General features: G+C 61.8%; 26 protein-coding genes. 14 read left to right on the top strand and 12 right to left on the bottom strand.

Features of this window, described 5'->3' with window-relative positions:
* Window positions 1-170 precede the first annotated feature (170 nt).
* Window positions 171-596, top strand: coding sequence for a VOC family protein (locus IB264_RS12295; RefSeq protein ID WP_057216629.1), 426 nt, complete (start codon window positions 171-173; stop codon window positions 594-596).
* Window positions 597-941: 345 nt separating this feature from the next.
* On the opposite strand, the gene IB264_RS12290 is transcribed toward IB264_RS12295, so the two are convergent.
* The 3 genes from IB264_RS12290 to IB264_RS12280 form a co-directional block, all read right to left on the bottom strand.
* The gene (locus tag IB264_RS12290) at window positions 942-1,133 is read right to left on the bottom strand and encodes a DUF6494 family protein (RefSeq protein WP_192433441.1); all 192 of its coding nucleotides are present in this window, start codon (window positions 1,131-1,133) and stop codon (window positions 942-944) included.
* A gap of 87 nt (window positions 1,134-1,220) precedes the next feature.
* The gene (locus IB264_RS12285) at window positions 1,221-2,780 is read right to left on the bottom strand and encodes a hypothetical protein (RefSeq protein ID WP_210335606.1); all 1,560 of its coding nucleotides are present in this window, start codon (window positions 2,778-2,780) and stop codon (window positions 1,221-1,223) included.
* Window positions 2,781-3,030: 250 nt separating this feature from the next.
* Window positions 3,031-3,675 carry a TetR family transcriptional regulator C-terminal domain-containing protein gene (locus IB264_RS12280; RefSeq protein WP_025430497.1) on the bottom strand — a complete coding sequence of 215 codons (645 nt, stop codon included), beginning with the start codon at window positions 3,673-3,675 and terminating at the stop codon, window positions 3,031-3,033.
* Window positions 3,676-3,935: 260 nt separating this feature from the next.
* Between IB264_RS12280 and IB264_RS12275 the strand changes: the two genes are divergently transcribed.
* The 10 genes from IB264_RS12275 to IB264_RS12230 all read left to right on the top strand — a co-directional run bounded on the left by IB264_RS12275 (window position 3,936) and on the right by IB264_RS12230 (window position 14,407).
* A complete protein-coding gene (locus IB264_RS12275) occupies window positions 3,936-4,763 on the top strand; it encodes a uracil-DNA glycosylase (RefSeq protein ID WP_057216638.1) in 828 nt (275 codons plus the stop codon).
* A gap of 3 nt (window positions 4,764-4,766) precedes the next feature.
* Window positions 4,767-6,392 carry a GMC family oxidoreductase gene (locus IB264_RS12270; protein ID WP_192433436.1) on the top strand — a complete coding sequence of 542 codons (1,626 nt, stop codon included), beginning with the start codon at window positions 4,767-4,769 and terminating at the stop codon, window positions 6,390-6,392.
* Window positions 6,393-6,404: 12 nt separating this feature from the next.
* Window positions 6,405-6,725, top strand: coding sequence for an NIPSNAP family protein (locus IB264_RS12265; RefSeq protein ID WP_171519984.1), 321 nt, complete (start codon window positions 6,405-6,407; stop codon window positions 6,723-6,725).
* Between the two features lie 108 nt (window positions 6,726-6,833).
* Window positions 6,834-7,859, top strand: coding sequence for a BMP family ABC transporter substrate-binding protein (locus IB264_RS12260; protein ID WP_171520121.1), 1,026 nt, complete (start codon window positions 6,834-6,836; stop codon window positions 7,857-7,859).
* Window positions 7,860-8,009: 150 nt separating this feature from the next.
* On the top strand, window positions 8,010-9,590 hold the full coding sequence (locus IB264_RS12255; protein ID WP_192433434.1) for an ABC transporter ATP-binding protein: 1,581 nt from the start codon (window positions 8,010-8,012) through the stop codon (window positions 9,588-9,590).
* Window positions 9,587-10,624, top strand: a complete 1,038-nt coding sequence (locus IB264_RS12250) for an ABC transporter permease (protein ID WP_025430491.1) — start codon at window positions 9,587-9,589, stop codon at window positions 10,622-10,624. The genes IB264_RS12255 and IB264_RS12250 overlap by 4 nt, the downstream gene beginning before the upstream one ends.
* On the top strand, window positions 10,621-11,514 hold the full coding sequence (locus IB264_RS12245; RefSeq protein ID WP_025430490.1) for an ABC transporter permease: 894 nt from the start codon (window positions 10,621-10,623) through the stop codon (window positions 11,512-11,514). The genes IB264_RS12250 and IB264_RS12245 overlap by 4 nt, the downstream gene beginning before the upstream one ends.
* Window positions 11,515-11,523: 9 nt before the next feature.
* A complete protein-coding gene (locus IB264_RS12240) occupies window positions 11,524-11,949 on the top strand; it encodes a VOC family protein (RefSeq protein WP_192433432.1) in 426 nt (141 codons plus the stop codon).
* Window positions 11,946-12,884, top strand: a complete 939-nt coding sequence (locus tag IB264_RS12235; RefSeq protein WP_192433431.1) for a nucleoside hydrolase — start codon at window positions 11,946-11,948, stop codon at window positions 12,882-12,884. Before IB264_RS12240 ends, IB264_RS12235 begins: the two co-directional genes overlap by 4 nt.
* Window positions 12,881-14,407 carry an amidohydrolase family protein gene (locus IB264_RS12230; protein WP_192433429.1) on the top strand — a complete coding sequence of 509 codons (1,527 nt, stop codon included), beginning with the start codon at window positions 12,881-12,883 and terminating at the stop codon, window positions 14,405-14,407. The genes IB264_RS12235 and IB264_RS12230 overlap by 4 nt, the downstream gene beginning before the upstream one ends.
* Before the next feature lie 176 nt (window positions 14,408-14,583).
* On the opposite strand, the gene IB264_RS12225 is transcribed toward IB264_RS12230, so the two are convergent.
* The 8 genes from IB264_RS12225 to IB264_RS12190 form a co-directional block, all read right to left on the bottom strand.
* The gene (locus tag IB264_RS12225; protein ID WP_192433427.1) at window positions 14,584-14,928 is read right to left on the bottom strand and encodes a RidA family protein; all 345 of its coding nucleotides are present in this window, start codon (window positions 14,926-14,928) and stop codon (window positions 14,584-14,586) included.
* Window positions 14,925-16,439, bottom strand: coding sequence for an NAD(P)/FAD-dependent oxidoreductase (locus IB264_RS12220; protein WP_192433425.1), 1,515 nt, complete (start codon window positions 16,437-16,439; stop codon window positions 14,925-14,927). The genes IB264_RS12225 and IB264_RS12220 overlap by 4 nt, the downstream gene beginning before the upstream one ends.
* Window positions 16,436-16,741, bottom strand: a complete 306-nt coding sequence (locus IB264_RS12215) for a (2Fe-2S)-binding protein (RefSeq protein WP_192433423.1) — start codon at window positions 16,739-16,741, stop codon at window positions 16,436-16,438. The genes IB264_RS12220 and IB264_RS12215 overlap by 4 nt, the downstream gene beginning before the upstream one ends.
* Window positions 16,722-17,846, bottom strand: a complete 1,125-nt coding sequence (locus IB264_RS12210) for an FAD-binding oxidoreductase (protein WP_192433421.1) — start codon at window positions 17,844-17,846, stop codon at window positions 16,722-16,724. The genes IB264_RS12215 and IB264_RS12210 overlap by 20 nt, the downstream gene beginning before the upstream one ends.
* A gap of 65 nt (window positions 17,847-17,911) precedes the next feature.
* Window positions 17,912-18,745 (bottom strand): lysine/arginine/ornithine ABC transporter substrate-binding protein, encoded by an 834-nt coding sequence (locus tag IB264_RS12205; protein ID WP_192433419.1) that lies wholly within the window; start codon window positions 18,743-18,745, stop codon window positions 17,912-17,914.
* A gap of 86 nt (window positions 18,746-18,831) precedes the next feature.
* The gene (locus IB264_RS12200; protein ID WP_192433417.1) at window positions 18,832-19,623 is read right to left on the bottom strand and encodes an ABC transporter ATP-binding protein; all 792 of its coding nucleotides are present in this window, start codon (window positions 19,621-19,623) and stop codon (window positions 18,832-18,834) included.
* Complete coding sequence (locus tag IB264_RS12195) at window positions 19,616-20,353, bottom strand: ABC transporter permease (protein WP_192433415.1); 738 nt, start codon at window positions 20,351-20,353, stop codon at window positions 19,616-19,618. Before IB264_RS12195 ends, IB264_RS12200 begins: the two co-directional genes overlap by 8 nt.
* Window positions 20,353-21,048, bottom strand: coding sequence for an ABC transporter permease (locus tag IB264_RS12190; RefSeq protein WP_192433672.1), 696 nt, complete (start codon window positions 21,046-21,048; stop codon window positions 20,353-20,355). Before IB264_RS12190 ends, IB264_RS12195 begins: the two co-directional genes overlap by 1 nt.
* 259 nt (window positions 21,049-21,307) lie before the next feature.
* Here IB264_RS12190 and IB264_RS12185 point away from each other — a divergent pair, with 259 nt between their 5' ends.
* Window positions 21,308-22,210: a LysR substrate-binding domain-containing protein gene (locus IB264_RS12185; protein WP_025430477.1), complete on the top strand. Its 903-nt coding sequence runs from the start codon at window positions 21,308-21,310 to the stop codon at window positions 22,208-22,210.
* A gap of 74 nt (window positions 22,211-22,284) precedes the next feature.
* Here IB264_RS12185 and IB264_RS12180 read toward each other — a convergent pair whose 3' ends face one another.
* Window positions 22,285-23,100, bottom strand: coding sequence for a nickel-binding protein (locus tag IB264_RS12180; protein ID WP_057206949.1), 816 nt, complete (start codon window positions 23,098-23,100; stop codon window positions 22,285-22,287).
* Between the two features lie 123 nt (window positions 23,101-23,223).
* Between IB264_RS12180 and IB264_RS12175 the strand changes: the two genes are divergently transcribed.
* Together IB264_RS12175 and IB264_RS12170 are read left to right on the top strand one after the other, a co-directional pair.
* Window positions 23,224-23,385 carry a hypothetical protein gene (locus IB264_RS12175; protein ID WP_192433413.1) on the top strand — a complete coding sequence of 54 codons (162 nt, stop codon included), beginning with the start codon at window positions 23,224-23,226 and terminating at the stop codon, window positions 23,383-23,385.
* A 78-nt stretch (window positions 23,386-23,463) separates the two neighbouring features.
* Window positions 23,464-24,540, top strand: a complete 1,077-nt coding sequence (locus tag IB264_RS12170; RefSeq protein WP_210335605.1) for a LysR substrate-binding domain-containing protein — start codon at window positions 23,464-23,466, stop codon at window positions 24,538-24,540.
* The last annotated feature ends 33 nt before the right edge of the window (window positions 24,541-24,573 follow it).

Genomic DNA, 24,573 nt, shown 5'->3' with positions numbered 1-24,573 from the left:
CTCCAAAGGGCAGTTGTATGAGGATGTATCCGCCCGGCAGTTTGACACAGTTCGAAACACACCGGCTGCATTTGTGAAAAATGCGATACACAAGAAACGCGCAGATCTCCTCTGCGAGCTGAGGATGGTGTCACCACCCTGGCCGCGCGCAACATAAGAGGAAGATCGTAATGAACGATATCACAGCTCAGCCCGACAAGCCCCGCGGGCTGCCGGGTCACTCGACCGTAGGCACCAATGACCTGGATGCTGCAGCGGCTTTCTATGACAAGCTGCTCGGCGTATTCGGTATCGGCCGCGTTCTGGTGCAGCCCGGAAGGGCTGTCTATTACGGGCACCAGGCGCTCGAATTCGGCGTGATCAGCCCCTTCAACGGCGCACCGGCAAACGTCGGCAATGGCGGGATGGTCGCCTTCGAAGCTCGGTCCCGTGCTCAGGTTCACGAGGTCCATGCGGTTGCTTTGGCGGCTGGCGGCTTTGACGAAGGCGCTCCCGGACCGAGAGGGGAAAACTCCGACGGCCCGTACTGCGCATATTTTCGCGACCCTGAGGGCAACAAGTTCCTAGTGTACAGGAAGGGGCCTGACGAGGCTTGATCGTCGGGCATCACCGTTGACCGGCCACCGGATTTTCAGCGCGATGATCCAGTGGCCGCGGCCCGACACTTGAACCCAAACAGTGTCATGCCCGGCGTATCCGACGCCCGGCATCCGTTCAGGCGCCGCTCAATTGGGAGGCATCTTTTTGTTGCAAGGTCGGACATATCAACAAGACTGCCGGCCTGACCAGAAAAGGTCGCGCACACTCGCGCCCCCCCCCCCCCCCCCCCCCCCCCCCGCACATGCAAGGCCACTGCCATGCGGATGGGCAATGAGTGGAGACCATGATCCGAAATTGCATTAATGGGGTGCGACGTCGCACGGTAGAGAGCTTGATGCGTTTTACGGAAGCTCGATCTCGCCATTTACCACGTGGTTGAGGTCTGTGCCTTCCGCCGTCAGCGTCATGCGAACCTTCAGCGTCTTTTCGCCGGTCTGCCCTTCGCGCACCGTCTCCTCGATCTTGCGCTGCGAGGTGATGCCGACTTCCTTCAAGAACTTGCGGATCGATATGTTGAAGGCGTCTTCGCTCATTGCGGAACTCCTCTGTGTCCGGAAGGGATTGTAAGGGAAGGTGAACGGTCAAGGAAGCAGGATCGTGAGGCGCGCGGTGTGGACGACTCAGGCCAGTTCCAGGATGCCGCTATCGGCCGACAGATCGTCGAGCGCAATGACGGCGATGCATCCGTCGAACGTTCCGACAGCCAGCAAGGCGTCTGAAGCATCCATCGCATAGATGACCGTCGCAACCCCGTTGACGGCGGCACTCGCCTTCGCCACGACTGTGCCGGCTGCCGCGTCGAGCACGAGGATCGTGCCGTCGAGCAGCGCCGCAACAACAAGTCCTATTGGCGCAACATGAACCACGGCGCTGGCGGCGGCAGCGGTGGCGTGACGCCAGATCTCACGGCCCGGTCGCTCGATCGCCTTTCGGTAGATGAAGCCATGATGGCCGTGACGCGGATCTGGGTGATAGTGCCGGCCGGCCACGACGATACCACGACCGGCGTCGTCCTCGACGTAGCAGCCGATGCATTCCATGGCATGACTGGCGTGGCTGCCGTCGGCAGGCAGGAGCGGCCACAAGTCCTCGACGGTGCCGTCCGGTCGCACGCGGCAGAGACGTTTCTTCTTGTGTGAGGTCGGTGGCGTGCCTTGCAGCAAGTAGAGATCTGGCGCGCCATCGATGCCGATATGATGATTGAAACAGTCATAGTGGCCGAGGTCGGCAAACCGGGCCTGTCCGGTGCCGATATCGATCAGGACATCGGCTTGACCAACGCCCGCCGGATGCCTGTCGCGCCGCCCCAGAACCCGACCGTCGCGGGAGGAGACAAAGGAATAGACGCCCTCGAACGTACCAAATTCCGCAAGCCGCCCATCACGGAGCACCTGCAGTCGCGAGCGCGGTGCTTCGCCAAGCGCTGAGGCAGGCGGTCCGATCTGAACAATCGGCGGCGACGATCGCAGGATGCGCGCGCCATACCCCTCACCGGAGAAGCAGACGACGCTGCCGTTCTCCAGGTCATGAATTTCGAGCAGGCAGTGGTCATGGACGGCGGCGAGCCGGCCGCTGTCCAGCCAAGCGACGTCCCAGATTGCGCCTCGCTGCACCAGTCGATCGGTGCCGAACCAATCGGCCAGCTGCCGTTCCATCGCCGATTGCCGATCTTGATCGGACATCTGCCTGTCGATCATCTGACGCGCGATCCATGTCCCCGGATCGATCTCGACAGCGATACTGCCGATTGCCCCCTCGTAAGCAACGTTCACCGGGTAGAGCCGGTCGAACGGATCTTCCTCACTTTCTTCGCTGCCCCACTCCTCGTCCCAGGGCCTGACCAGCAGATCGAGCCGATCGCCAGCGACATTGAAGCTGCAGCGCTCAATCTCGGGGAGACTCCCGGCCAGCGGCCAAGACCGATCAGATGACCAGTTCCAAGCGACCAGCTCGCCTTCAAAAAACCAGCCGCCATCGTAGCTGCCTGCCGCAATCGCGATGACCGGTTCGTGCGGATGAAAGCTGATGTCGTTGATGGGGAGCCGCAGCATATCGAAGGCCGCAAAGGGCCGCCGCTCGCCGCGATGGTAGAGGGCCAGCCGATGGCGCAACCTTTGCCCGGTATAGGCGGCACGCCCTGGCGGATTTGTAAGCAGCGGAAACAAGCTCGCGACGGCCAAGATATGGCTATCCGGGCTAACGAACGCACCCGTTATTTTGCCGTTTCCGGGGAGCGTTGGAGAAAAAACAATCAAGCAATCGGCCCTCGTCGCTTTCAAAGCCTTGCCGGATAATTTGATATCTACGCCGCATGATCAACCGGCAAGAAGCTCGCAAACTACTAATGTCCGTAGCGTGACATGGCGGGTGTCGACGGTTTGAATTCTTTCGAGAGCAATCAAGTTTGAGGCCCGCTCATGTTATATTCATTCATGAACGTTGCGCCGGGTCCGGAAGAATGCCCTTGAGGATCGTCTCGGTAATCGTCGTCGCCGCCGTGTCATAATCCTCTGCCTTCAAACGCGCCTTCTTCAGTCCGTCGGCTGCGATGGGCTCGAAATCCGCGTAGAATTGGGTTGATGCCCAAAGCATGATGAACAGGTGGCGCGGATCGACCGGAAGCATCTTTCCTGCCGCAATCCATCCCTCGACGACTGCCACGTGCGCATCCGTGACCTGGCGCATGTGGTCGCGATCCTTCTTCTTCAGAAACCGGGCGCCCTGGATGATCTCGCTGGCAAAGAGCCGGGATTCCGCAGTGTTCTTACGCGTGTAATCGAGCTTGGCCTTGATGTAGAGGCGGAAGGCGTCAGCTGGCTCGCGCTCGGGCGAGATGTATTTCAGCGCGTCGTCCCAGCTGGCGATTAGGTGTGTAACGATGGCCTTGTAGATCTCCTCCTTGGAGGAGAAGTAGTAATAGACGTTGGCCTTGGGCAGGCCCGAGGCCTCGGCGATCTCGGCGATGCGTGTGCCGTCGAAGCCCTTACGCGCGAATATCTCGATCCCGGCCTTGATGATGAGGCGCATATTGCGTGCGCGTATACGCTCCTCCGGATCTCGTGCTGCCCTTGCCATGCGATCTCGCCTCCATCTCGCCGCCGCTCCCTACCAGACAATCATGCGTGGCGGCGAGACCGTTTCCGCAATTTCCGAGTTTTCCGGCAAAATGCAAGCGCATCGCCCTTTGCAAAAAAAGTTGACGATCTGGTCAAAAAAACCTGACGACATAGTCATTTTTTGCGTTCATGAAAGTTGACACTTTGGTCAGCTTTTGTCTAGTCTCTCGTTCAGCAGGTTGGAGGGGCGGTGTGATGTCGGGACGACTGAGGGAGGCGATGGCGGAAACGCTGGCCGGCTGGGAGGCCGATCTGCCTGATGTCTGGCAGGATGCGCTCGGACCCATCGGCGATGATTTCGATCGGGTCGATGCCGGTCTCGATTTCGAATCCTGGGAGCCGATTTTTCCCGCGCGTCGCGGCAAGACCTTTCCCGGGCAGCCGAAGGGTGCGCATGCTCTTGCGGCCTTCGATGGGATCGCTCCCGACGGCGTGCGCTGCATGATCCTCGGTCAGGATCCCTATCCGGAGCCAGGTTTCGCAACGGGCCGAGCCTTCGAGGCCGGCAATCTTGCCGCGTGGGTCGAGCTGGACAAGATGTTCTCGAAGAGCATCCGCGCCTATATGCAGCTCATCGCGGCCGCGCGGCTCGGTGACGAGAGCCTTAGCGAAGACTTCGGTCGCTGGCCCGATGTGCGGCGCCTGTTGTGCGACCCTGCCGGCGCGTTCGAGGCGCCAGACGCAATCGCCGACCGCTGGGTGGGCGAGGGCGTGCTGCTGCTCAACGCATCCCTGACGCTATCCCGATTTCGCGTCGATATCGATCCGCATCAGTCGCGCGGACATCTTCCGTTCTGGCGGCCCTTGATGCTGCGTGTGGTCGAAATGCTTCTAGCGCGGGGCGAGCCGATCGTCTTTCTCGGTTTCGGTGCGGCTGCGGCCGATATCTTCGCCCAAACCGGCATTCGCGAGGGCCGCACCGGCAATGTCGCCTGCATCGAGCGAGAGCATCCCGCTTTCGCCGACAAGGTGCTTGGCCGGGAGAATCCCTTCCTTCTCTGCAATCTCTATCTGGAGGCGATGGGCGGCCGTCCCATCGCATGGTGAACCATGGCGTCTACCCCGGAATATGACTTTATCATCGTTGGCGCGGGTTCGGCCGGTTGCGTTCTTGCGAACCGCCTGTCGAAGAACCCGGCCAACCGCGTGCTTTTGATCGAGGCTGGTGGCAAGGACCGCAATCCGCTTTTTCGGTTACCGATGCTGATGGGCAAGCTCTTCCATTCGGGCATCTACAACTGGCACTATCACACGGAACCGGAGCCCTATCTCAACGGCCGCTCCCTCTATTGGCCGCGCGGCAAGGTTCTCGGCGGGACCTCGACCATCAACGGCATGATCTACGTGCGCGGCAATCGCCACGACTATGATCGCTGGGCGCAGCTCGGCTCACCCGGCTGGTCCTATGAAGACGTGCTGCCGGCTTTCCGGCGCTCTGAGACGCACATCGAGCGCGATGACGCGTTTCACAGCACGGACGGCGAACTCACCGTCTGCCGTGCCCGTGGCCATAATCCGCTGATGGACGTGTTCTGCGAGGCGGGCCTGCAGGCCGGCTATCCAGAGAATGACGACTTCAACGGCGCCACCCAGGAAGGGTTCGGCCGCTACGATTTCACCATCCGCAAGGGCAAGCGCTGGTCCACATCCTGGGCATTCCTGCGCCCGGCGCTCGGACGAAAGAACCTGACCGTGCTGACGGGCGCCGAAACGACGCGTGTCCTCATCGAGGGGGGCCGGGCATGCGGCGTCGGATATTTGAAGGATGGCAGGCCCGGCCTCGCACGCGCCGGGCGCGAAGTCATCCTGTCTGCGGGCGTCGTCAATTCGCCCAAGGCGCTGCTGCTTTCCGGCATCGGACCGGCCGACGAGCTGCGCGCGCTCGGCATCAACCCGGTGCTCGATCTTCCCGGTGTCGGCAAGAACCTGCAGGACCACGTCGACTGCGTCATGAGCTGGGAATGCCGTGAGCCGGTGACGCTGTTCGGCGACCTGCGCGCCGACAAGCTCATTCCTGCCGTCGCGCAAGGGATGCTGTTCGGCGAGGGTATCACGACGACGTTTCCTTACGAGGCCGGTGCCTTCATTCGCTCGAACGACGGTCTGGTCTCGCCCGACATCCAGCTGCATTTCATGCCGGCGCTGGAAAAGACCGCCAATCTGCATTTCCCCAACCCCTTCGCCAAGAAGCGGGCGGTGGAGGCCGATCACGGCTTCACAATCCGCGTCGGGCCTGTCAATCCGGCGAGCCGCGGCGAAATTACGCTGCGGTCGGCGAACCCAACCGACAAGCCGAGGATCCAGGCGAACTACCTCCAGTCCGATTTCGACATCCGCACGATGATCGACGGCATCCGGCTGACGCGCGACATCGTCGGCCAGAAGGCATTCGACCGCTTTCGCGGCAAGGAACTGGCGCCCGGGCCGGAAGCGCTCGACGATGCCGGGCTGACCCGCTGGCTGCGCGCAACGGCCATGACGACGTTCCATCCTGTTGGCACCGCCAAGATGGGCAACGATCCGATGGCGGTGGTGGATGCGCAGCTCAAGGTCCATGGCATCGAGGGTCTGCGTGTCGCCGACGCCTCGATCATGCCGATCATCTCGAGCGGCAACACCAACGCGCCCGCCATCATGATCGGCGAGAAATGCGCCGAATTGATCCTGAACACCTAAGGGAGTGATCCGATGATCCTCGAACACCGCACCTACACCTTCAAACCAGGCACGGTCGACAAGTGGATGAAGAAATATGAGGCCGATGGCCTCCCTGTGCAGAAACGCCATCTCAACAAATTCGTCGGCCTCTACGTTTCGGAACTCGGTACGCTTCACACCACCGTTCTGATGTGGGCCTACGACAGCCTTGCGGATCGCGAGGCGCGCCGCTCGGCCATGTACGCCGATCCGGATTGGCAAAGATTCATCTCCGAGGTCTGGGCGCTCGATGCGATCCAGAAGCAGGAGGTGATGATCATGAACCCTGCATCCTATTCGCCGCCGCTTTGAGACGACCAGGCACGCGTCGGCATTGCCCGCGCGTGTCGGAATGCGCATGACACAAGACAATCAACAAAAGAGGGAACAATCATGACTGACAAGGCTTCACAACACATAATGCACCGTCGCACATTCCTGCAGGCGAGCGCGGGCGCCGCAGCGCTCGGTCTTGCCGCCAGCATCGTGCCCGAATTTGCCATGGCGTCCGGCGGGCTGGTCGCACTGGTCCACACGCAGGCCGCCGGCGACAACGGCCCGGTCGATCAGATGATCGCCAAGCTCAAGCAGCTGTCGGAAGAGAAGGGTTTTGAATACCGCGCCGTCTACGCGCAGGACCCCGCGACCTACGAGACCATCTACCGCACGCTCGGCGACGCAGGTGCTGCGATCATCATCTCCACCTTCAACGAAGTGGCCGAGCCCTTCAAGGCGCTGGCGCCGTCCTATCCCGGTACCAAATGGATCCAGCTGTTCGCCGACCCCTTCGAGCCGGCGATCCCGAACGTAGTCACGGTGTCCTACGACTACTATCTCGGCTGCTATCTCTCTGGCGTCTTTGCGGCCAAGATGACAACGACGGGCAAGACAGGCTTCATCGGAGGTGTTTCGATCCCGCCGCTCAACGCCGATTTCAACGCGTTCAAAGCCGGCGTCCACTCGATCAAGCCGGACGCCAGCGTCATCGCCGCTTTTGCCGGCTCGTTCCAGGATCCTGCAAAGGGCCAGGAAATCGCTACCCAGATGTACAATGACGGCATCGACTACATTCAGACGGACGCGGCGGCCACCGACGGCGGCATTATCGCCGCAGCCAACGAAAAGGAAGGCCGCATGGTGAGCTGCCTTGCTCCGGGACAGTACGCACTCGGTCCGAAGTCGCTTATCTCCATCGTCGGCCTCGATTTCGGCGTCTCGCTCTACAACGAGGCAACGAAGGCCGTCGGTCCTGAATGGAAGGGCGGCACGCACGAGCATACGGGCCTTGGCACCGGCGTCATCGACTTCATTCCCTCGCCGGTCTTCGCGGAACAGGGGCCGGCTGAGCTGAATGCCAGGGCGAAGGAAGCGCTTGTCGAGGTCGAAAAGGCGCGTGCCGGTATTCTTGATGGCTCCATCAAGGTTCCATTCAATACCACACTCTGAGCCTCCGGCGCCGGCCGCAGGGTCGGCACCGGAGCCTTGACGAAAAACCGGCATCGGCCTTTGCCTTCGGGGAGGGCCGCCGGACGCTCGCGGATCGTCTTCCTTCCTGTTGACGGTCCGTGAGCCTTCGCTCTCGATGGGAACCTTTTGATGTCCAACCTTCCGAAGCCTGCGCTGGAGTGCCGGGATGTCACCGTGAAATTCGGAGACGTGACTGCACTGTCGGACGTTGCCGTTTCGTTTGTTCCCGGCCAGATCCACGCGGTCGTGGGCCAGAACGGCGCCGGCAAGACAACTTTCGCCCGCGTCGCTGCGGGACTTGTTCAGCCGACCGCCGGCGCGGTCGACGTGATGGGCCAGGAAATCCGCACCGGCCAGGTCAGCCAGAGCCGGGCTGCGGGCGTTGAGCTGGTTCATCAGAGCTTTGCCCTGCCGCCGTCCTTTACCGTTGCCGAGACCATGGAGTTCGGCGCCACTGGCAAAGGTGGCATCTACAGCCGCAAGGGGCTTGCGGAAAAATGGCGGACCCATCTCGCCGGTCTCGACGTCCACGTTGATTTGAACAGGCGGATCCGCGACCTGCCGATCGAGACCCAGCAGGGCATCGAGATCGCAAGGGCGCTTGTCATGGATGCGCGCGTGCTCATCCTCGATGAGCCGACCGCAGTGCTCTCTCCCTCAGGCATAGACATGCTGTTTGCTCGTGTCCGTCGTCTCAAGGAGCGCGGCGTTACCGTCATCCTCATCCTGCACAAGATTCGCGAGGTGCTCGGCATCGCCGATACGGTCACGGTGTTGCGCGGCGGCCGAAAGGTCGAGGGGCCGCTTCCGATTGCCGAGGTTTCGGCCGAGAGGCTCGCCAACCTGATCGTCGGCGATGCGATTGCTAAGACGCTCGACCGGCATGAGCGTGACGCGCTGGTCGGGTCGAAATCGCCCGCAGGCGAGGGCGCAGGTCATCCGGAGAACGCGAGAGGTCCGAGCGTGCTGTCCATGAAGGCCGTCTCGACACGGCCGGACAGTGAGGGCATCGCGCTCGATGGCATCGATCTGGACATTCGCCCAGGCGAAATCGTCGGCATAGCCGGCGTGGAGGGGAACGGACAAAAGACACTGGTGCGCGCGATTTCCGCCCTTGCCGATCTTGCCGGCGGTTCGATCGTGCTTGCAGGCCGTGATGTGACCGGCAAACCGCTCGCCGCCCGTCGCGCGATTGGTCTCAGGATCATTCCCTTCGAGCGCAATGTCGAAGGTCTCAGCCTCACGAGTTCGCTCTGGCAGAACTGGAGCGCAAGGGAGTTGCTGCAGGGAAGCCTGCTCAAGGTGATCCGCCCCTCTGCGGTGCGCGAAACCTGCGACCGGTCGCTTAGGGAATGGAGTGTCCACTACCACAATTCAGCGCAGAAGGCGGGGTCGTTGTCGGGTGGCAATGCCCAGAAGGTGATCCTTGCGCGCGAGGTCGATCGCGATGCCAGGCTGATCATCGCGGCTCAGCCGACGCGTGGTCTCGACATCGGTGCCACTGCCTTCGTGTGGCAGGCGCTCCGGCAGGCGCGCGATCGCGGCGCCGCCATCCTCTTGATTTCATCTGATCTCGACGAGCTGTTCGACATCTCCGACCGTGTGGTGGTGATGCTGTCGGGGCGTGTGAACGGCGAATTCCGCGCGCCCTTCGACATCGCGTCGGTGGGCGCAGCCATGACCGATGCGGCTGCGAGGGTAAGCGCATGAAAGACAGTTTCATCACGGTTGCCCGCAGCCTGATCTTCGTGGCCTTCGCGCTCATCCTGTGCTCTCTGGTGTTCCAGTTTGCCGGCTACAACGCGGGGGCCATGCTCTGGGCGGTAGTCGATGGCGCCTTCCTGCGCAGCGGTGCGATCGAACAGAGCCTCAGATGGGCGCTGCCACTGTTCGTCACGGCCGTAGGCGTCGGGATTTCCTTCCGGGCGGGTTTCTTCAACATCGGCGCCCAGGGCCAGTTCTATGTCGGCGCGATCTGCGCCGCGTTCGCCGCCGAGGCGTTCAAGGGCGGGCCGGCTTTCCTCGTTATCCCGGCGCTCATCATCGCCGGCATGCTGGGAGGCGCCCTCTGGGCGCTCTGGCCGGGGCTCCTGAGATTACGGTCTGGTACTGACGAGGTGATCACCACGCTGATGGGAAACTTCATGGCCGGCCTGCTTCTGGTCTATGTCACCTCGGGACCGCTCAAGGATCCTTCGGGATCCGGTCAGCAGGCATCAAGTCGCCCGCTCGACGCGGCCTACCGCATCTCGGACTCGCTCGGCCTGTCCCCAACCATCATCGCCATCGCGGCCGCCGTCGGCATTTTGATGTGGCTCCTGGTCAACCGCACGGCCTTCGGGGTTCTTGCGAGCCTTGCCGGCCGCAACGGCACGATGGTGGAGTGGCAGGGCGCGCGGCTGTGGAAACTGGGTCTTTCGAGCTTCATCATCTCGGGCGCACTGGCGGGTCTCGCCGGAACCATCGAGTTCATGGGGCCGAACGGCCGCATCGCATCCGGGTTCCTGCCTGCCCACGGCTTCACGGCGATCCTGATCGCGCTTGTCGCCAATCTCTCCGTGGTCGGCACTGCGGCGGCGGCGGTGTTCTTCGGCGGCCTTGCCTCGGCGGCGCTTTATCTGCCGATCATGGCCGGGCTGCCGGCCGCCGCGATCGACATCATCAATGCGGCGATCGCGCTGTTCATCACGGCAAGGTCGAAGTTCGTCGACAAGGTGCTGCGTCTCGGAGGGCGCCCATCATGAACGAGATCATCATCGCCATCCTGCGTTCCGGTACGCCGCTGATCTATGTCACCCTCGCCGGCGTCATTGCGCAGCGGGCAGGGGTGTGGAACCTCGGTCTCGAGGGCCTGATGATCATCGGTGCCTGCGCCACGATCGTCGGCATCATCCTGACCAATTCCATCCTCGCTGCCATGCTCATCGCCATCCTCATCTGCGTGCTCGCCTCCGTCCTCCTCTGGTTCGTCATCGACAGGCTCAAGGCCAATCCGATCATCGCCGGCCTCGGCCTGACGGGCCTTGGCGTCGGTGGCACGGCGCTCGCCGTTCAGTCGATCTTCGGAAGCCAGGCGAGCGTGACCGCACCGTTCGGCATTCCGAAGCTCGGGCCCACCTTCGGAGCCTATGGCGTGCTGTCGATCGCGGTCGCCGCCATGCCGTTCGTGGTCTTCGGCATGTGGGTGCTGCTGCGTCGCACGCGCTTCGGTCTCCGGCTCGCCGCCTGTGGCGAGCATCCCTTCGCTGCCCGCAGCGTCGGGGCCAATCCCTCGCGCATGCGCCTCGTGGCGCTGGCGATTGGCGGGGCGCTGTGCGCAATCGGTGGGGCGGAACTTGCCGCCGGCAGCCTGCAATTCTTCGCCCAGGGCATGACGGCGGGTCGCGGATTTATGGCGTTCGCCGCGGTCATCTTCGGCGCTTCCCATCCGGTGGGGGCCACCTTCGCTGCGCTCTTCTTCGCCGTCGTCGGCGCGCTCGGTATCCGGGCGCAGCTCATGTTCGGCGACAAGATCCCGCACGATCTCCTGCAGGCGTTGCCCTATCTCGCGACCGTCTTCGGCGTCTGGCTCTCCGGCAAGCTGCGGGGCGGTGCGAAGGCCGCCAGTTCCTTCGCCGAGCTTAGGGATCAATAGGGAGGCACCATGACGTTCGCGCAACGCCATCCGATCCAGGATGTCTGCATCCTGGTCACCGACCTCGAGGCGTCGATCCGCTTCTATACGCAGAAGCTCGGCTTCGAACTCAGGCACCGCGCACCCGGCTTTGCCGATTTCACCGGTGCGGGGCTGACGCTCGCGCTGTGGGAGCGGTCGCATATCGAGAAACATGCCGATGTACACGTGCCCAAGGGATCGGCATCGGCGGTGCTCGTGGCGGTACGGCTCGACAGTCCCGCGGATATCGATGTCCTTTATGCGGATCTCGCAAAAGACGGCGTGACCTTCATAAATCCCCCGGCCGACTACCCGTGGAACGCCCGGTGCCTCTATCTCTACGGGCCTGATGGCGAGACCTGGGAGCTTTACGCGTGGCTCGATGGCGGCGCTCCCGGCAAGGTGACGGCATGACACGCAAGCTTATCATCCTCACCGATCCTGGTCAGGACCAGGCGGCTGCCATTCTGATGATCCTCGGCCAGCGACGGGCCTTCGACGTTCTCGGGCTGGTAGCCACGGCCGGCAACATCAACCTCGATCACACGATCGCCAACTGCCTGAAGCTGATGGAACTGGCCGGCCGGCCGGATATTCCCGTCTTCGCGGGTTGCCCGCATCCGATCATCCGCCCGCTTGTCATGGCCGAGCACGTGCATGGACCGACCGGCCTTGACGGCCCGGACCTGCCGCAGCCGAAGATCGGGCCGCAGGAAAAGCACGGCGTCGATTTCATTATCGATACCGTGCGCGCCAACCCCGGCAAGATCACGATATGCTCGCTGTCGCCGGTGACCAATCTCGCCATGGCCTTGCGCAAGGCGCCCGACATAGCCGGCAAGATCCACGAGGTCGTCGCCATGCTCGGCGCCTATTTCGAAGTCGGCAACATCACGCCGACGGCGGAATTCAACTGCTATGTCGATCCCGAGGCCGCTGACATCGTGCTGAGGGCCGGCATCAGGACCACGCTCCTGCCGCTCGACGTGACGCACAGGATGCGCTCGACACAGGAGCGTCTCGGCGCCATGCGGGCACTTGGAAACCGCTGCGGCGTGGCGACGGCCGAAATGCTGGAGTTCTCCGAAGCCTTCGACCTCAGGAAATACGGCTGGGAAGGTGCGCCGCTGCATGGGCCGTGCGTGCCGGCCTTCATGCTGGCGCCGGAGATGTTTTCAGGACGGCAGATCAACGTCTCCGTCGAACTCAACGGCACGCTGACATCTGGCATGACGGTCGCCGACTGGTGGCAGATCACCGACCGGCCGAGGAATGTCTTCTATGTCACGGACGGCGACCCAGTCGCCTATTATGATCTTCTCCTGAATTCACTGGAAAACCTGCCATGAGTGAAATCCTGATCCGCAACGCGACGATCGTGGCGATGGATGGCAGCCATGGCGCAGCGCCATTTGCCGGCGACGTGCTGATTGAGGGCGAGACCATCAAGGCCATCGGTGACGGCCTCTCGGCCGGCCCTGGCGCACATATCATTGAGGGACGGGGCAAGCTGGTGATGCCCGGGCTTGTGAATGCCCACACCCATTCCAGCGAGACCTTCCTTCGGGGCCGCTACGAGCGCATGCCGCTCGAAATCTGGCTGCTCTATGCCTATCCGCTGCTGATGAACGACCCGATCGGCGAACGGCTGCTTTATCTGCGCAGCCTGCTCTTGGCCATGGAATCGCTGCGCAACGGCGTCACCACCTTCTGCGACGATTTCTTTGATCCGCCTCGGCATGATCTCGATCGCCTTTCAACCGTCTTTCGCGCCTATGACGATGCCGGCATTCGCGCCAATGTCTCGAGTGCCGTGATGAACGTCCACACACTCGATGCGCTGCCCTTTGCCCGCGAGGTGATGCCGCCCGAGTTGCAGGCCCTTCTCGATTTTGGCCCGCCGATAACTGCCGATGGCTACATGGATTATTGCAGGTCGGCTTTCTCCAGCCTGCACGGCAGATCGGGCCGGCTGCATTTCATGATCGCCCCCTCCGCGCCGCAGCGCTGTTCGCCGGATCTCATGGCGGCGTGCATGGATCTTGCGGTCGAAAAGCACGTTCCGTTCCACACGCATATTCTCGAAACCAAGACCCAAGCCGTGACCGGCCACATGCTGCATGGCAAATCCCTGATCGCCTACATGTATGATCTCGGTCTTTTAAAACGCAACACGACGATCGCGCATTCGGTCTGGGTGAGCGACGAGGACATGCGGCTGATGGGGGAGGCAGGGGTCTCGGTCGCCCACAATGCCGTCTCGAACCTGAAGCTTGGCGCCGGCATTGCGCCGATCCGCCGCCTGCTCGATGCCGGGGTGTCGATCGGCCTTGGTACCGACGGCGTCTCTTCGAACGATACAGCGCGCATTTTCGATGTCATGCGCGTCGCCGGCCTCGTCCACAGCGCCGCCGGGCCCGACTATGAGAGGTGGGTGGCAGCGGACGAGATTCTCGCCATGGCGACCATCGGCGGCGCGAGGACGGCCTTGCTGGAACAGGTGACTGGCTCGATCGAGGTCGGCAAGGCGGCAGATCTCCTGATCCTTGATCTCAGCAGCTATCCCTTCATGCCGCTCAACGACGTCGCAAAGCATCTGGTCTATTCGGAAAACGGCTCCTCGATCGAGATCGTGATGGTCGCCGGCCGGATCGTGGTGCAGGATGGGCGTCTGACCACGATCGACGAACAATCCGTCTTCAATGAGATTGCCGAACTGGTGCCGGCTTACCTTGCCGAACATGCCGACCTCGAGCGCCGCAACAAGATTTTCGAGCCGGTTATGTCGGAAATCCATCGCAGGGCGACCCACATGGAAATCGGTCTCAATCGTTATCAGGGAGACACTGCTGACGTGCGCCTCAAGTCGTGACCGTTTGGTCTTCCGGATGATCTCGGGGTAGGCATCGCCGTTGACGAGAAGTCGCGTGTCCCGGCGGATTTTGTTCTTGTTGAAAGCGGTTCTCTTCACCGGGCACATTGCGATCATTGCGTCGGGTCCGTCTTATCGGTTTGACGGACCCCGGAGTGTGAAGATGGTCGGATGAGTTACCGATGTGCCGTGACCACGATCTCGATCTTGGCGTCGCCGCCGAGATCAGCAACGCCGACGGTTGCGCGTACCGGAAAGGTCTCCGGTGCCAGCCAGTTCTTCCAGACTGCGTCCATCTCAGGCTTGAGGTTCATGTCGGTGATGAAGATCGTTGCCGACAGCAGCTTTGTCTTGTCCGACCCGGCTTGCGCCAGATAGCTCTCGATCTTCGCCAGGATCTCCTCGGTCTGTCCTGACATGTCGAGGCTTTCGTCGTCGCAGGTCGTGCCACCGACGAACACAAGGCCATTGTGCTCGACGACGCGATGCATGATCGGGGTGGGGAGGTGGCGTTTGGTCATGGGGCATTGCCTTTCTTTGTTTGTAACGTGCTCGGTTCGTCGGGGACGCGGCCGGTCACGGCGATCACCGCATCTCGGGTTTGGGGAAGGGCCGCGAGTTCGCTAAGGCGAAGCGGCTTGACCGGCGCGCGCAGGCGATAAGTGCCGATCTCGCTTGGGCTGACGCCTCGTTCCGCCGCCATCATCTCCGTGACGGTGGAGGCGCAGAGGCGCCCCTGACAGGGCCCCATGCCGCAACGCGTGAACGTCTTGAGCTGGTTTGGGCCCGGTGGGCCAAGGGCGATCGCCTGGCGCAGCACTGCGGCGCTCACCTCTTCACAGCGGCAGACGATGGTGGCTTCATCCTGCGGTGCTCGAAATTGCTGCGCCGGTCGATAAAACACATCGAGAAAGTCTCTGCCGCGAAGATATGTTTGACGCTCCGCTTCCAGCTGAATGGCCCTGTCGTCTGCCCCGCTTTGTATGCGCAGGCCAAGGTCGGACAGGGCGGCATGCGCTGCGATCCGTCCGCTGACCGCGGCATGCTGGGCGCCACCGATGAAGGCACCATCGCCGGCGACAAAAATTCCCGTGGCGGTCGTGCGCCCCTGACGATCCGTCTGCGGCTGGAAGGCACGCTGCCGATCGTTCCATTCGATTGCGCAACCGGCAGCGCTCGCAAGGTTGATGTTCGGAATGACGCCCTGGTGCAAGAGCACGCAGTCGGCGGCGATCGTCTGCTGGCGTTCGCCGGCGCGAAAGGCCACGCATTGCAATTTGTCCGTGCCGATGATCGACAGCTGCGAGACGTTCGCTATGATCCGAATTCGCCTGCGGACCTTGATGAGAAGAGCCAGTCCCTTTGCGACATAGGGTGAGCGCAGGAAGTCAGGCAGATGGCGCAGCGCCGGTAGCCGCTGTCGTTTGTCGGTGGTGTCGACGAGAGCGGTTATATCTGCGCCGGCATCCAGTAGCTGCGCTGCGAGCAGATAGAGAAGCGGGCCGCAACCGGCCAGAACGATCCTGCCCTTCGGGATGCCCGCGATGGATTTGAGGGCAATCTGCGCCGCACCCGCGGTCATCACGCCGGGCAGCGTCCAGCCCAACACCGGCATCGGCCGCTCCATGGCGCCGGTTGCAAGGATGACGGCTCGCGCCTCAATCCTGCGGGTCGTCCCGCCGATCGTCAGACCCACCACTGCGTTATCGCAGGCCCTGGCTCCAACGGCAGGCACAAGATCCCAGACCGTGGTCGATGGTGCATAATCCACCGCCATGTCCAGGAAGACTGCGGCGATCGAACTGCCCTTCCAGTAATCCTCGCCGAGGAACGGTTGCCGCTCTGGCGTGTTGCGGGTGATTGCGCGATAGATCTGCCCGCCGAGGCCGGGATTTTCGTCAACGACGAGCACACGAGCCCCGGCGGTCGAGGCTTCCATTGCGGCCGAGAGACCCCCGGGGCCGGCACCGACGACCACGAGATCGTAACGTGCCGCCAACTGCTCGGCATGGGTGACGGTATGTGCGCTCATTTGCACTCGCTTTCCGTCAAAGTGCGTGCACCCTGTTGGCTCGCAACGACCATGCCTTCATGCACTTCAATCAGGCAGCTTTGCCGGTTCTGCACACCGTCGACCGTCACCAGGCACTCGAAGCAGACACCCATCAGGCAATAGGGCGCGCGCGGGACGCCGCCGACGGCGCTCTTGCGGAAGACGTCGACGCCGGCTGCCAGAAGCGCGAGTGCCAGCGTATCGCCGCGCTCGGCCCAGTGCGTCTCGCCGTCGAAGGTGAAGGATAGTTTGTCGGTGATTTCACACGTTCTTAGGAGCATCGAACCTCCGCGAATGAAAGGGAGACAGGGCGCTTGAGAGCGCGCCGTCCGCGATTTGCGGGGCCACGGCGAGCGCATGATTGGCGGCAAGCGTCACGCCGGAATGGCAGATGGCGATGAAGGCACCCGGATGGGTCAAAGACTGTTCGTAGATCGGCAAGCCGTCTTGGGTCTTGACGCGAAATCCGGTCCAGCTTCTGACGACGTTGGCGTCGGCTAGCGTCGGGAAAACACGGATCGCGCGGCTTGCCAGCACGGCGGTGATATCCTGATTGGTGGTTAAGGCAGAACTAGTGCACTCTTCGCTGTCACCGATCATCACGCCACCTTCGTCGGCCTGGCGGATGGTCGTCGATGCAAAGCTGAAAAACGGCGCGCATTTCTCGGTCACCAGAATCTGGCCTTTGCTGCGCTTGAGCGGCGCGCGAAGGCCGACCATGGGTGCGAGGCGCTCATTGTCCACACCAGCGGCAAGGATGATGCGGCGCGCGCGCACGGCACCCCATTCGCCCGTCAGGCGAAAACCTCCCTCTATCGGTTCGATGTGGTCCACACGATGATAGGCGCGATAGTCGACGCCACGATGTTTCATGGCCGCATGAAGGGCGCGAAAGAGCCGAAGCGAGTTCACATGGCCATCGCTCGGCGAATAGATCGCACCGACGACATCCCGGCCGATCAGGGGAAGGCGTGCACGAAGGGCTTGCGGCTCGAGTATTTCATAGGGGGCGGGTTCTCCGATGGATTGCGCGGCGATGGTTTCGAGCTCACTTCGCCAGTCTCTGAGTTCTTCAGCCGACAGCGCGAAGGAAAAGCCACCGCGCTGGCTCAAGGCCACGTCGATGCCGGTATCGGCGGCAAGCGTCTGCGCGAATTCGGGCCAGAGCTCGGCCGAAGCCTTCGACCAATGCGCATAATCCGGCGCGCCCAAACCTTTGCCCTGCACCCAGATCAGCGCAAAGTTGGCGCGCGATGCTCTAAGATCCAGGTCCTCACCGTCCAGTACCATGGTTTGGGTGCCGGACCGCGCAAGGCCCCAGGCCAATGCTGCGCCGACGAGGCCGCCGCCCACGACGGCCATCTCGCATTCGTCCAGAAGTGCCATGAAGTATTCTCGATATTGTCAGCGAGTTGGGTGCGGCTAAGGCCGCCGCACCCGGTTCGGGTCCGTCAGAGCCGGGGGGTGATGTCGATCTTGAACCACTTCATCGACAGCTCCTTCACGGTCCCGTCAGCAAGCGCGCCCTCGATCGCTTCGTCGAATTGCATCTTCAGTGCGGTGTCTTCCTTGCGCAACCCGACGGCGATGAAGCCGAAGATGCCACCGGAAAAGAGGGGGCCGGATATCTTCGCACCTTGCATGTCCGGCTTTGCCAGCGACTCCGTAAGAACCGTCGCGTTGGCGAGCACGGCATCGACCCGGCCGTTCACCAGGTCGAAGTTGTGCTCTTCCGTCGACTTGTATTCCTTGATGTCGGCCGCATCCTTGAAATAGCTCTCCATGAATGCCGATGCCGTCGTCGACCCCTGTACGCCCACGGCCTTGCCGTCGAGCAGTTTGGCGATTTCGTCGATATGAGCCTTGGCCTCGTCCGCCTGGCTATCCAGCGAGTAGCTCTCGCCCGTGCCCGGCATTTCGGCAAGCCGGCTGTCGGCGGCGACGGCGAACGCGTTGATGCCCGCGGCATAGGGGGTTGAAAAGGCGATCACTTCCTCACGCTTGGGCGTGATGCTCATGCCGGCCATGATCGCGTCGTATTTCCTCGCCGTCAGCGACGGGATGATGCCGTCCCAGTTCTGGGCGACGATCTCGCACTTCACCTTCATGCGCTCGCAAAGCACCTTGGCGAGATCAATCTCGAAGCCGTCGAGCGTGCCGTTGGGCCCGGAAAAGTTCCACGGTGCATAGGCGCCCTCGGTTGCGATCGTCAGCACCTTGTCCTGGGCCGCGGCGGTTCCGCCAAACGCAACAAGGAGAGTTGTCAGGATCGTATGCACTTTCATCAGTTCACCTCTTATGTGTTTTCTGGTTGGTATTTCTGTCGACGGTAGATCCGCTCAGGCATTGCCGCCGCCTTTCCTTAAATGCTCTAGGGGGCGGCACTTTCCTCCCGTGAAATGAACTGCCGGAACCGGTCGGAACGCGGGTTGGAAAAGACTTCGGCTGGCGGGCCGTCTTCTTCGATGACGCCCTGATGGATAAAGACCGTGCGGGTCGACACGTCGCGGGCAAACGCCATCTCATGGGTGACGATCAGCATGGTGCGCCCCTCCGCCGCCAGGTCGCGCATGACCTTCAGCACTTCGCCGACCAGTTCGGGGTCGAGCGCCGATGTCGGTTCGTCGAACAGCATTACGCTCGGTCGCATCGCCAATGCGCGGGCAATGGCCGCACGCTGCTGCTGGCCGCCGGAGAGATGGACGGGATAGTGATGGCGTTTGTCGGCAATGCCGACACGCTCCAGCAGGGCTTCCGCCTCCGCCAGACATTGCTTGCGGTCCCGCTTTTGCACGTGCACCGGGGCCTCGATCAGGTTTTCGAGAATGGTCAGATGGGACCAGAGGTTGAATGACTGGAACACCATCGCGGCCTTGGCCCGCAAACGGTTGACCTGCTGGCTGTCTTCCGGGCGCGGCGTCACATCTTGGCGTTGATGGATCCGGATGGTTTCACCATGGATCGCGACCGAGCCGGCGTTGGGAACTTCGAGCATGTTTATGCAACGAAGCAGGGTCGACTTCCCGGATCCCGATGAGCCCAGAATGGAGATCACGTCACCCTCGTTGGCAGTGAGCGAGATGCCGTGCAGAACTTCCAGCGGGCCGTAGCTTTTGCGGATTCCCGACAGTTCAACGGCCGGTACACTTCCATGATCAGACATGACATTCCTTCCGTGTTTCCGGGACGCCAGGTGTCGCAAGCGGGGTTCGCCGCTCGGGCGTCGAGACGTATTCCAGGCCAGCGAACAGCCGTGCGACGATGAAGTTGATGGCGAGATAGATGGCGCCGGCGCAGATGAAGATTTCGACGGGGCGATAGCTTGCCGAGATGAGCTTGGCGGCGATGCCGGTGATCTCCATCAGCGTGATCGTCGAGGCGAGTGCCGTCGACTTCGTCATCAGGATGATTTCGTTGCTATAGGCGGGCAGCATCTGCCGCAGGGCGAGCGGAAGCACGATGCGCCGGAACAGCGTCGTGTTCGACATCCCGCAGGCGCGCGCCGCCTCCACCTGGCCGGCAGGAACCGAGATCAGGCCACCGCGGATGATTTCCGCGCTATAGGCTGCGGTGTTGAGCGCAAGCGCGATGACGGCGCACCAATAGGCCTCCCGCAAGAACGGCCACGCGAAGCTGTGGCGTAGGGCCTCGAACTGGCTGAGGCCGTAATAGATGATGTAGATCTGCACGAGGAGTGGGGTTCCGCGGAAGATGAAGATGTAGATCTGCGCCGGTCCATCGAGCCACCATCTCCCGGATACCCGCATCAGTGCGAGGCCGAAGGCAAGGATGCCGCCGGCGATGATGGACGTTGCTGCGAGCTGAAGCGCCAATGGGATGCCTGTCAGAAGCGCCAGGAAAGTGTCCGCGAGGAAAGAAAGGTCGAGCGCCATCACACAGCTCTCCTCACACCGCGCATTGCACGCTGTTCCGCGATACGGAACCCGCGGCCGGAGACAAAGGTGATCGTCAGATAGAGCGCTGCCGCCGTCAGGTAGAAGCTGAACGGCTGGCGGGTGGATCCGGCGCCGATCTGGGCCTGGCGCATCAGTTCCACCAGCCCGATCACCGAAATCAGTGCGGATTCTTTCAGCACCAGCTGCCAGACATTGCCGATACCGGGTATCGCGAAACGGGCGGCCTGTGGCAGGACGATGCGACGAAAAAGCAGGAATGGCGGCATGCCATAGGCCCGGCCTGCCTCGATCTCGCCCTTGGAAAGGGCCAGAACCGCTCCTCGCAGCACTTGCGTCTGGTAGGCGCCGGAAACGACACCGATCGCAAGTGTTCCGGTCAGAAAGGCCGGTGCGCCCACGAAACCCTGGGTGCCGAACATCGCCGCTACCGTTGAGATGACCGAGCTCGAACCGAAATAGAAGAGGTAGATGACGAGCAGGTCGGGAATGCCGCGAAGCACGGTCGTATAGGACGCAGCGACGAAACGCAGCGCGGCGAACCGCGAGAACGTCGCCGCCGCGCCGAGGCATCCCAGGATGCCGCCGGCAAGAAACCCGCTGATTGCGACCGAGACCGTCATGCCGGTCGCCGCCAGCATATCGTATCCCCACCCTTCGGGGCTAAAGCCCATGAGCTGCAAGTAACCCACCAATTCAGCCTTTCGGTTCCCTGCGCATGTTTGCATGCGTCATCGTTTCGGCGCCCGATGGAGCGCCGGTTCTTAAGGTTTTCGATTGTGATGAGAAGGTGCCGCCGCCAGCCGGACCCTGTCTAAAGTCCTCAGCCAGCCAATGGAGTGCCCTCGCTTGACAACGAAATTTGCATGGGGGATCCATGACGTCAAATTCGAAAATTCGGCATGAGAATAAGCAAATGTTATGGAGGCCGATGTGAATCTCAGACAGGTCGAGGCTTTCAGGGCTGTCATGCTGACCGGCCAGATGACGACGGCGGCAGAACTCATGTCGATCACTCAACCGGCGGTCAGCCGGTTGATCCGCGATCTGGAATACACAACGAAGCTTCGGCTCTTTGATCGCCGCGGCAATCAGATCAATCCCACTCAGGAAGCCGTCACGCTGTGGAAGGAAGTCGAACGGGCCTTCGTCGGGCTGAACCGGATCGCGGCCGTCGCCGAAGAAATAGCAAGGCAGTCGGCTGGGACCCTGCGCATTGCGGCGATGCCGGCGCTTGGCAATGGTTTCCTGCCGCGGTTCCTCGCGCGCTTCCTGCGTGACAAGCCGAGCCTTCACGCCTCGCTAAGCGGCCTTCCATCGTCGATGGTCATCGAAGCGGTTGCTGCGGGCCAGGCCGACATAGGCTATGCCGATGGCCCGCTCGATCGACCCGGCTTTACCATCGAGACCCGCCCCTTGCCCGGGGTCGTCGCCATTCCCGATGGTCATGCACTGTGTGCAAGGCAAGTGATCTGTCCGGACGATCTCAAGGGACAGCGAATGATCAGCCTTGAGCCCGGTACGATTTTCGCCATGCGTGTGGAAGTGGCGCTTGCCGGAATTCCCAAGCTGTCGACGCTGGAAACGAAGCTGTCCCACACCGCCCTTGCGCTGGTGGCCGAGGGTGCCGGCATCGCGATCATCGATCCGACGTCGGCCAGCGAATTCGTCGGAAGAGGCGTGACCGTTCGCCCCTTTTCGATCTTTATCGATGCCGGCTTTCTGGCCATTCGTGCTTCAGGGCAGAGTAGATCGGGCATCGTCGATCGGTTCGAAAAGGAGTTTTGGGATTATCACGATCAGCAAGTAAGCCCGCTGCTTATCCGTCAGGGATGAGGCCCGGCGCAGGTCGGCGCCTCAGCTGCTTTGCGGGCCAGAAGACGCCGTTCCAGGGCCTCAAGCTATCCGCTTCACGCATTCAGCCATTCGCACTGATACGCCAGGACAGGCTTTGCAAATCCCTTCAGGTGATGGCGCATGCCATGGGTGAAGACGGCCGCGTTGTCATATTCTCGGAATATGTTTTCAGATATCAGGATCTGGTCGCTTCGCGCGGCCGCGCAAAGCCTCGCTGCCAGCTGGACCGTGGTGCCGAAAAGGTCATTGCTGTCCTCGACAGGTTCGCCGCAGTCCAGCCCGATGCGAATGTGAATGGGCTCGCCATTGCCCGCGTTGTAGCGCTGAAACTCGCGTTGGATCTCCCTCGCACAATCGACTGCAAATGCCGTCGAGGGGAACGCAGCCATGATTCCGTCCCCGGTGTGCTTGACCTCGCGGCCGTCCGTTTGGCTCAGGCAACCACGAACGAGGGCGTCATGAGCTCGCACGAGTTCAGTTGCCATGCGATCGCCAAGCCGTGATGTCATTTCGGTTGATCCAACGATGTCGGTGAAAAGGATCGCCCGGTGACCGGCATCCATTTCCTTCGCGGACAGCCCCGCAGCCTCCGGGTCCTGTATTCGGCCCAGAAAAGCCTCGACAGCCGATAGCGCTACCTCCACGACTTCGCCGGCCACGAACCCGTGAGCCTCGCGGTGGACGCACTGCGCGGTTTCGGCGTCCGGTGCATCTATAAGACAGAAGGTCGTTCCTCGCCGGTGGTCGAACCAGTAGGTCAGGAACTTGACGCCATACTGATCCTGTATGCTGAGATCTTTAAGGTGCGCTTCGGCGACATCCGCAGCGGAGGCGCCCGCAAGATCGTGCCGGTCCATGAAGATAGGCATTCGCTCGCTCCCGAAGGGACCGTTGCCGTCATCAATCAGTTTACGACAGCCACGGACAATCGTCTATCTCGGCCAACGCGGGCTGTCCTGCCGCCAGCCGCGGCGCAGAAAAGGGAGCCAGTCGTGGCGCAAAACATCAAGACCATCTCCGCCGATGATTTCGAGGCTGTCGCCGCCACGGTTCAACGCTACGTCGGCGGTAGACGCACGCAGCACGTCGATCGCGTTGGAGGTGAAATCTATGCCGTTGGCGAATTGCCGGGACAATGGCATTACGCCTCGTAGTTCGGTATCCTCATTCCCGCTATGGAGCGTCACCTAACCGTCATCCTCGCTGCCGATGTTGTCGGCTACAGCCGCCTAATGGAGGTTGATGAGGAACGTACTCACGCCGCGTTCGGCATCTGCCAGGCTGTTATCGCTGAGCTAGTCTCCAAACATCGCGGTCGGATATTCGCAGGGGCAGGCGACAGCGTGCTGGCGGAATTCGCCAGTGCGGTCGAGGCAGTGCGGGCTGCGGTCGATATTCAGAACGATCTGGCTGAGCGCTCTCTCGATCTTCCAGAGAACAACCAAATGAAGTTTCGCATCGGCATCAATCTCGGTGACGTCCTGGTTGATGGCGACAATCTCTTCGGAGACGGTGTCAACATCGCCGTGCGTCTGGAGGGAGTGGCAGAACCAGGCGGAGTCTGCCTGTCCAGCAGTGTCTATGAACATGTCGAACGAAAGCTGCCTCTGCCATACGTGGATATTGGACCTCAAAGGCTAAAGAACATAGCCAGGCCCATACATGCTTTTCGCGTGTCCATACCACGGACATCCGAGAACTTGCTCTCGATTACCGCGATCCACACCTTCGCGACCAATTGGCTGGCACCGCGCCTCGGGGCGTTCCAGACCGCCCATCGCGATCTTGAATTGAGACTGGAAGTTATGAGCCGCGTGGTCGATTTTGCGCGCGAGCCGTTCGATGTCGGTATTCGCGCGGGTAACGGTCGCTGGCCAGGTCTGGTATCCCATGAGCTAATGGCCGAGGAGTTCGCTCCATTCTGCAGCCCAGATTTCTTGGCAGGGGCTGGCAACATATCGGCACCTTCTGATCTCCTTGCGCTGCCGTTGCTAAGAGATGATGACTGGTGGCGAGCTTGGTTCAAGGCGGCAGGATTTGCGGATTCCGAGCCAAAAATCTCCTCGGCGGTCTTTTTCAACACGCAGATAGTGGTCAGCCAGGCCGCGCTCGCCGGACAAGGTGTTGCACTGCTTACGCCAGCCTTCTTCGCGCCGGACATCAAGGCCGGACGTTTGGTGCAGCTTTTCAATGTCATCGCCCGCAACGGAACCAGCCTTTGGCTTGTCTATCCGGAGGAACGGGAGAATTCCCGCAAGATTCGCGCGTTCAGGGAATGGCTCCTGGATGAAATCCAGCGAGCCCGGTGACTGGAGCTTTAACGCTCGATGCTGTGCCAAACC

This window comes from Ensifer sp. ENS11, from assembly GCF_014851895.1.
GTDB lineage: Bacteria > Pseudomonadota > Alphaproteobacteria > Rhizobiales > Rhizobiaceae > Ensifer > Ensifer canadensis.
The sequence above is the reverse complement of the archived record's forward strand: the minus strand, read 5'-3'. Positions and strand labels throughout refer to the sequence as shown.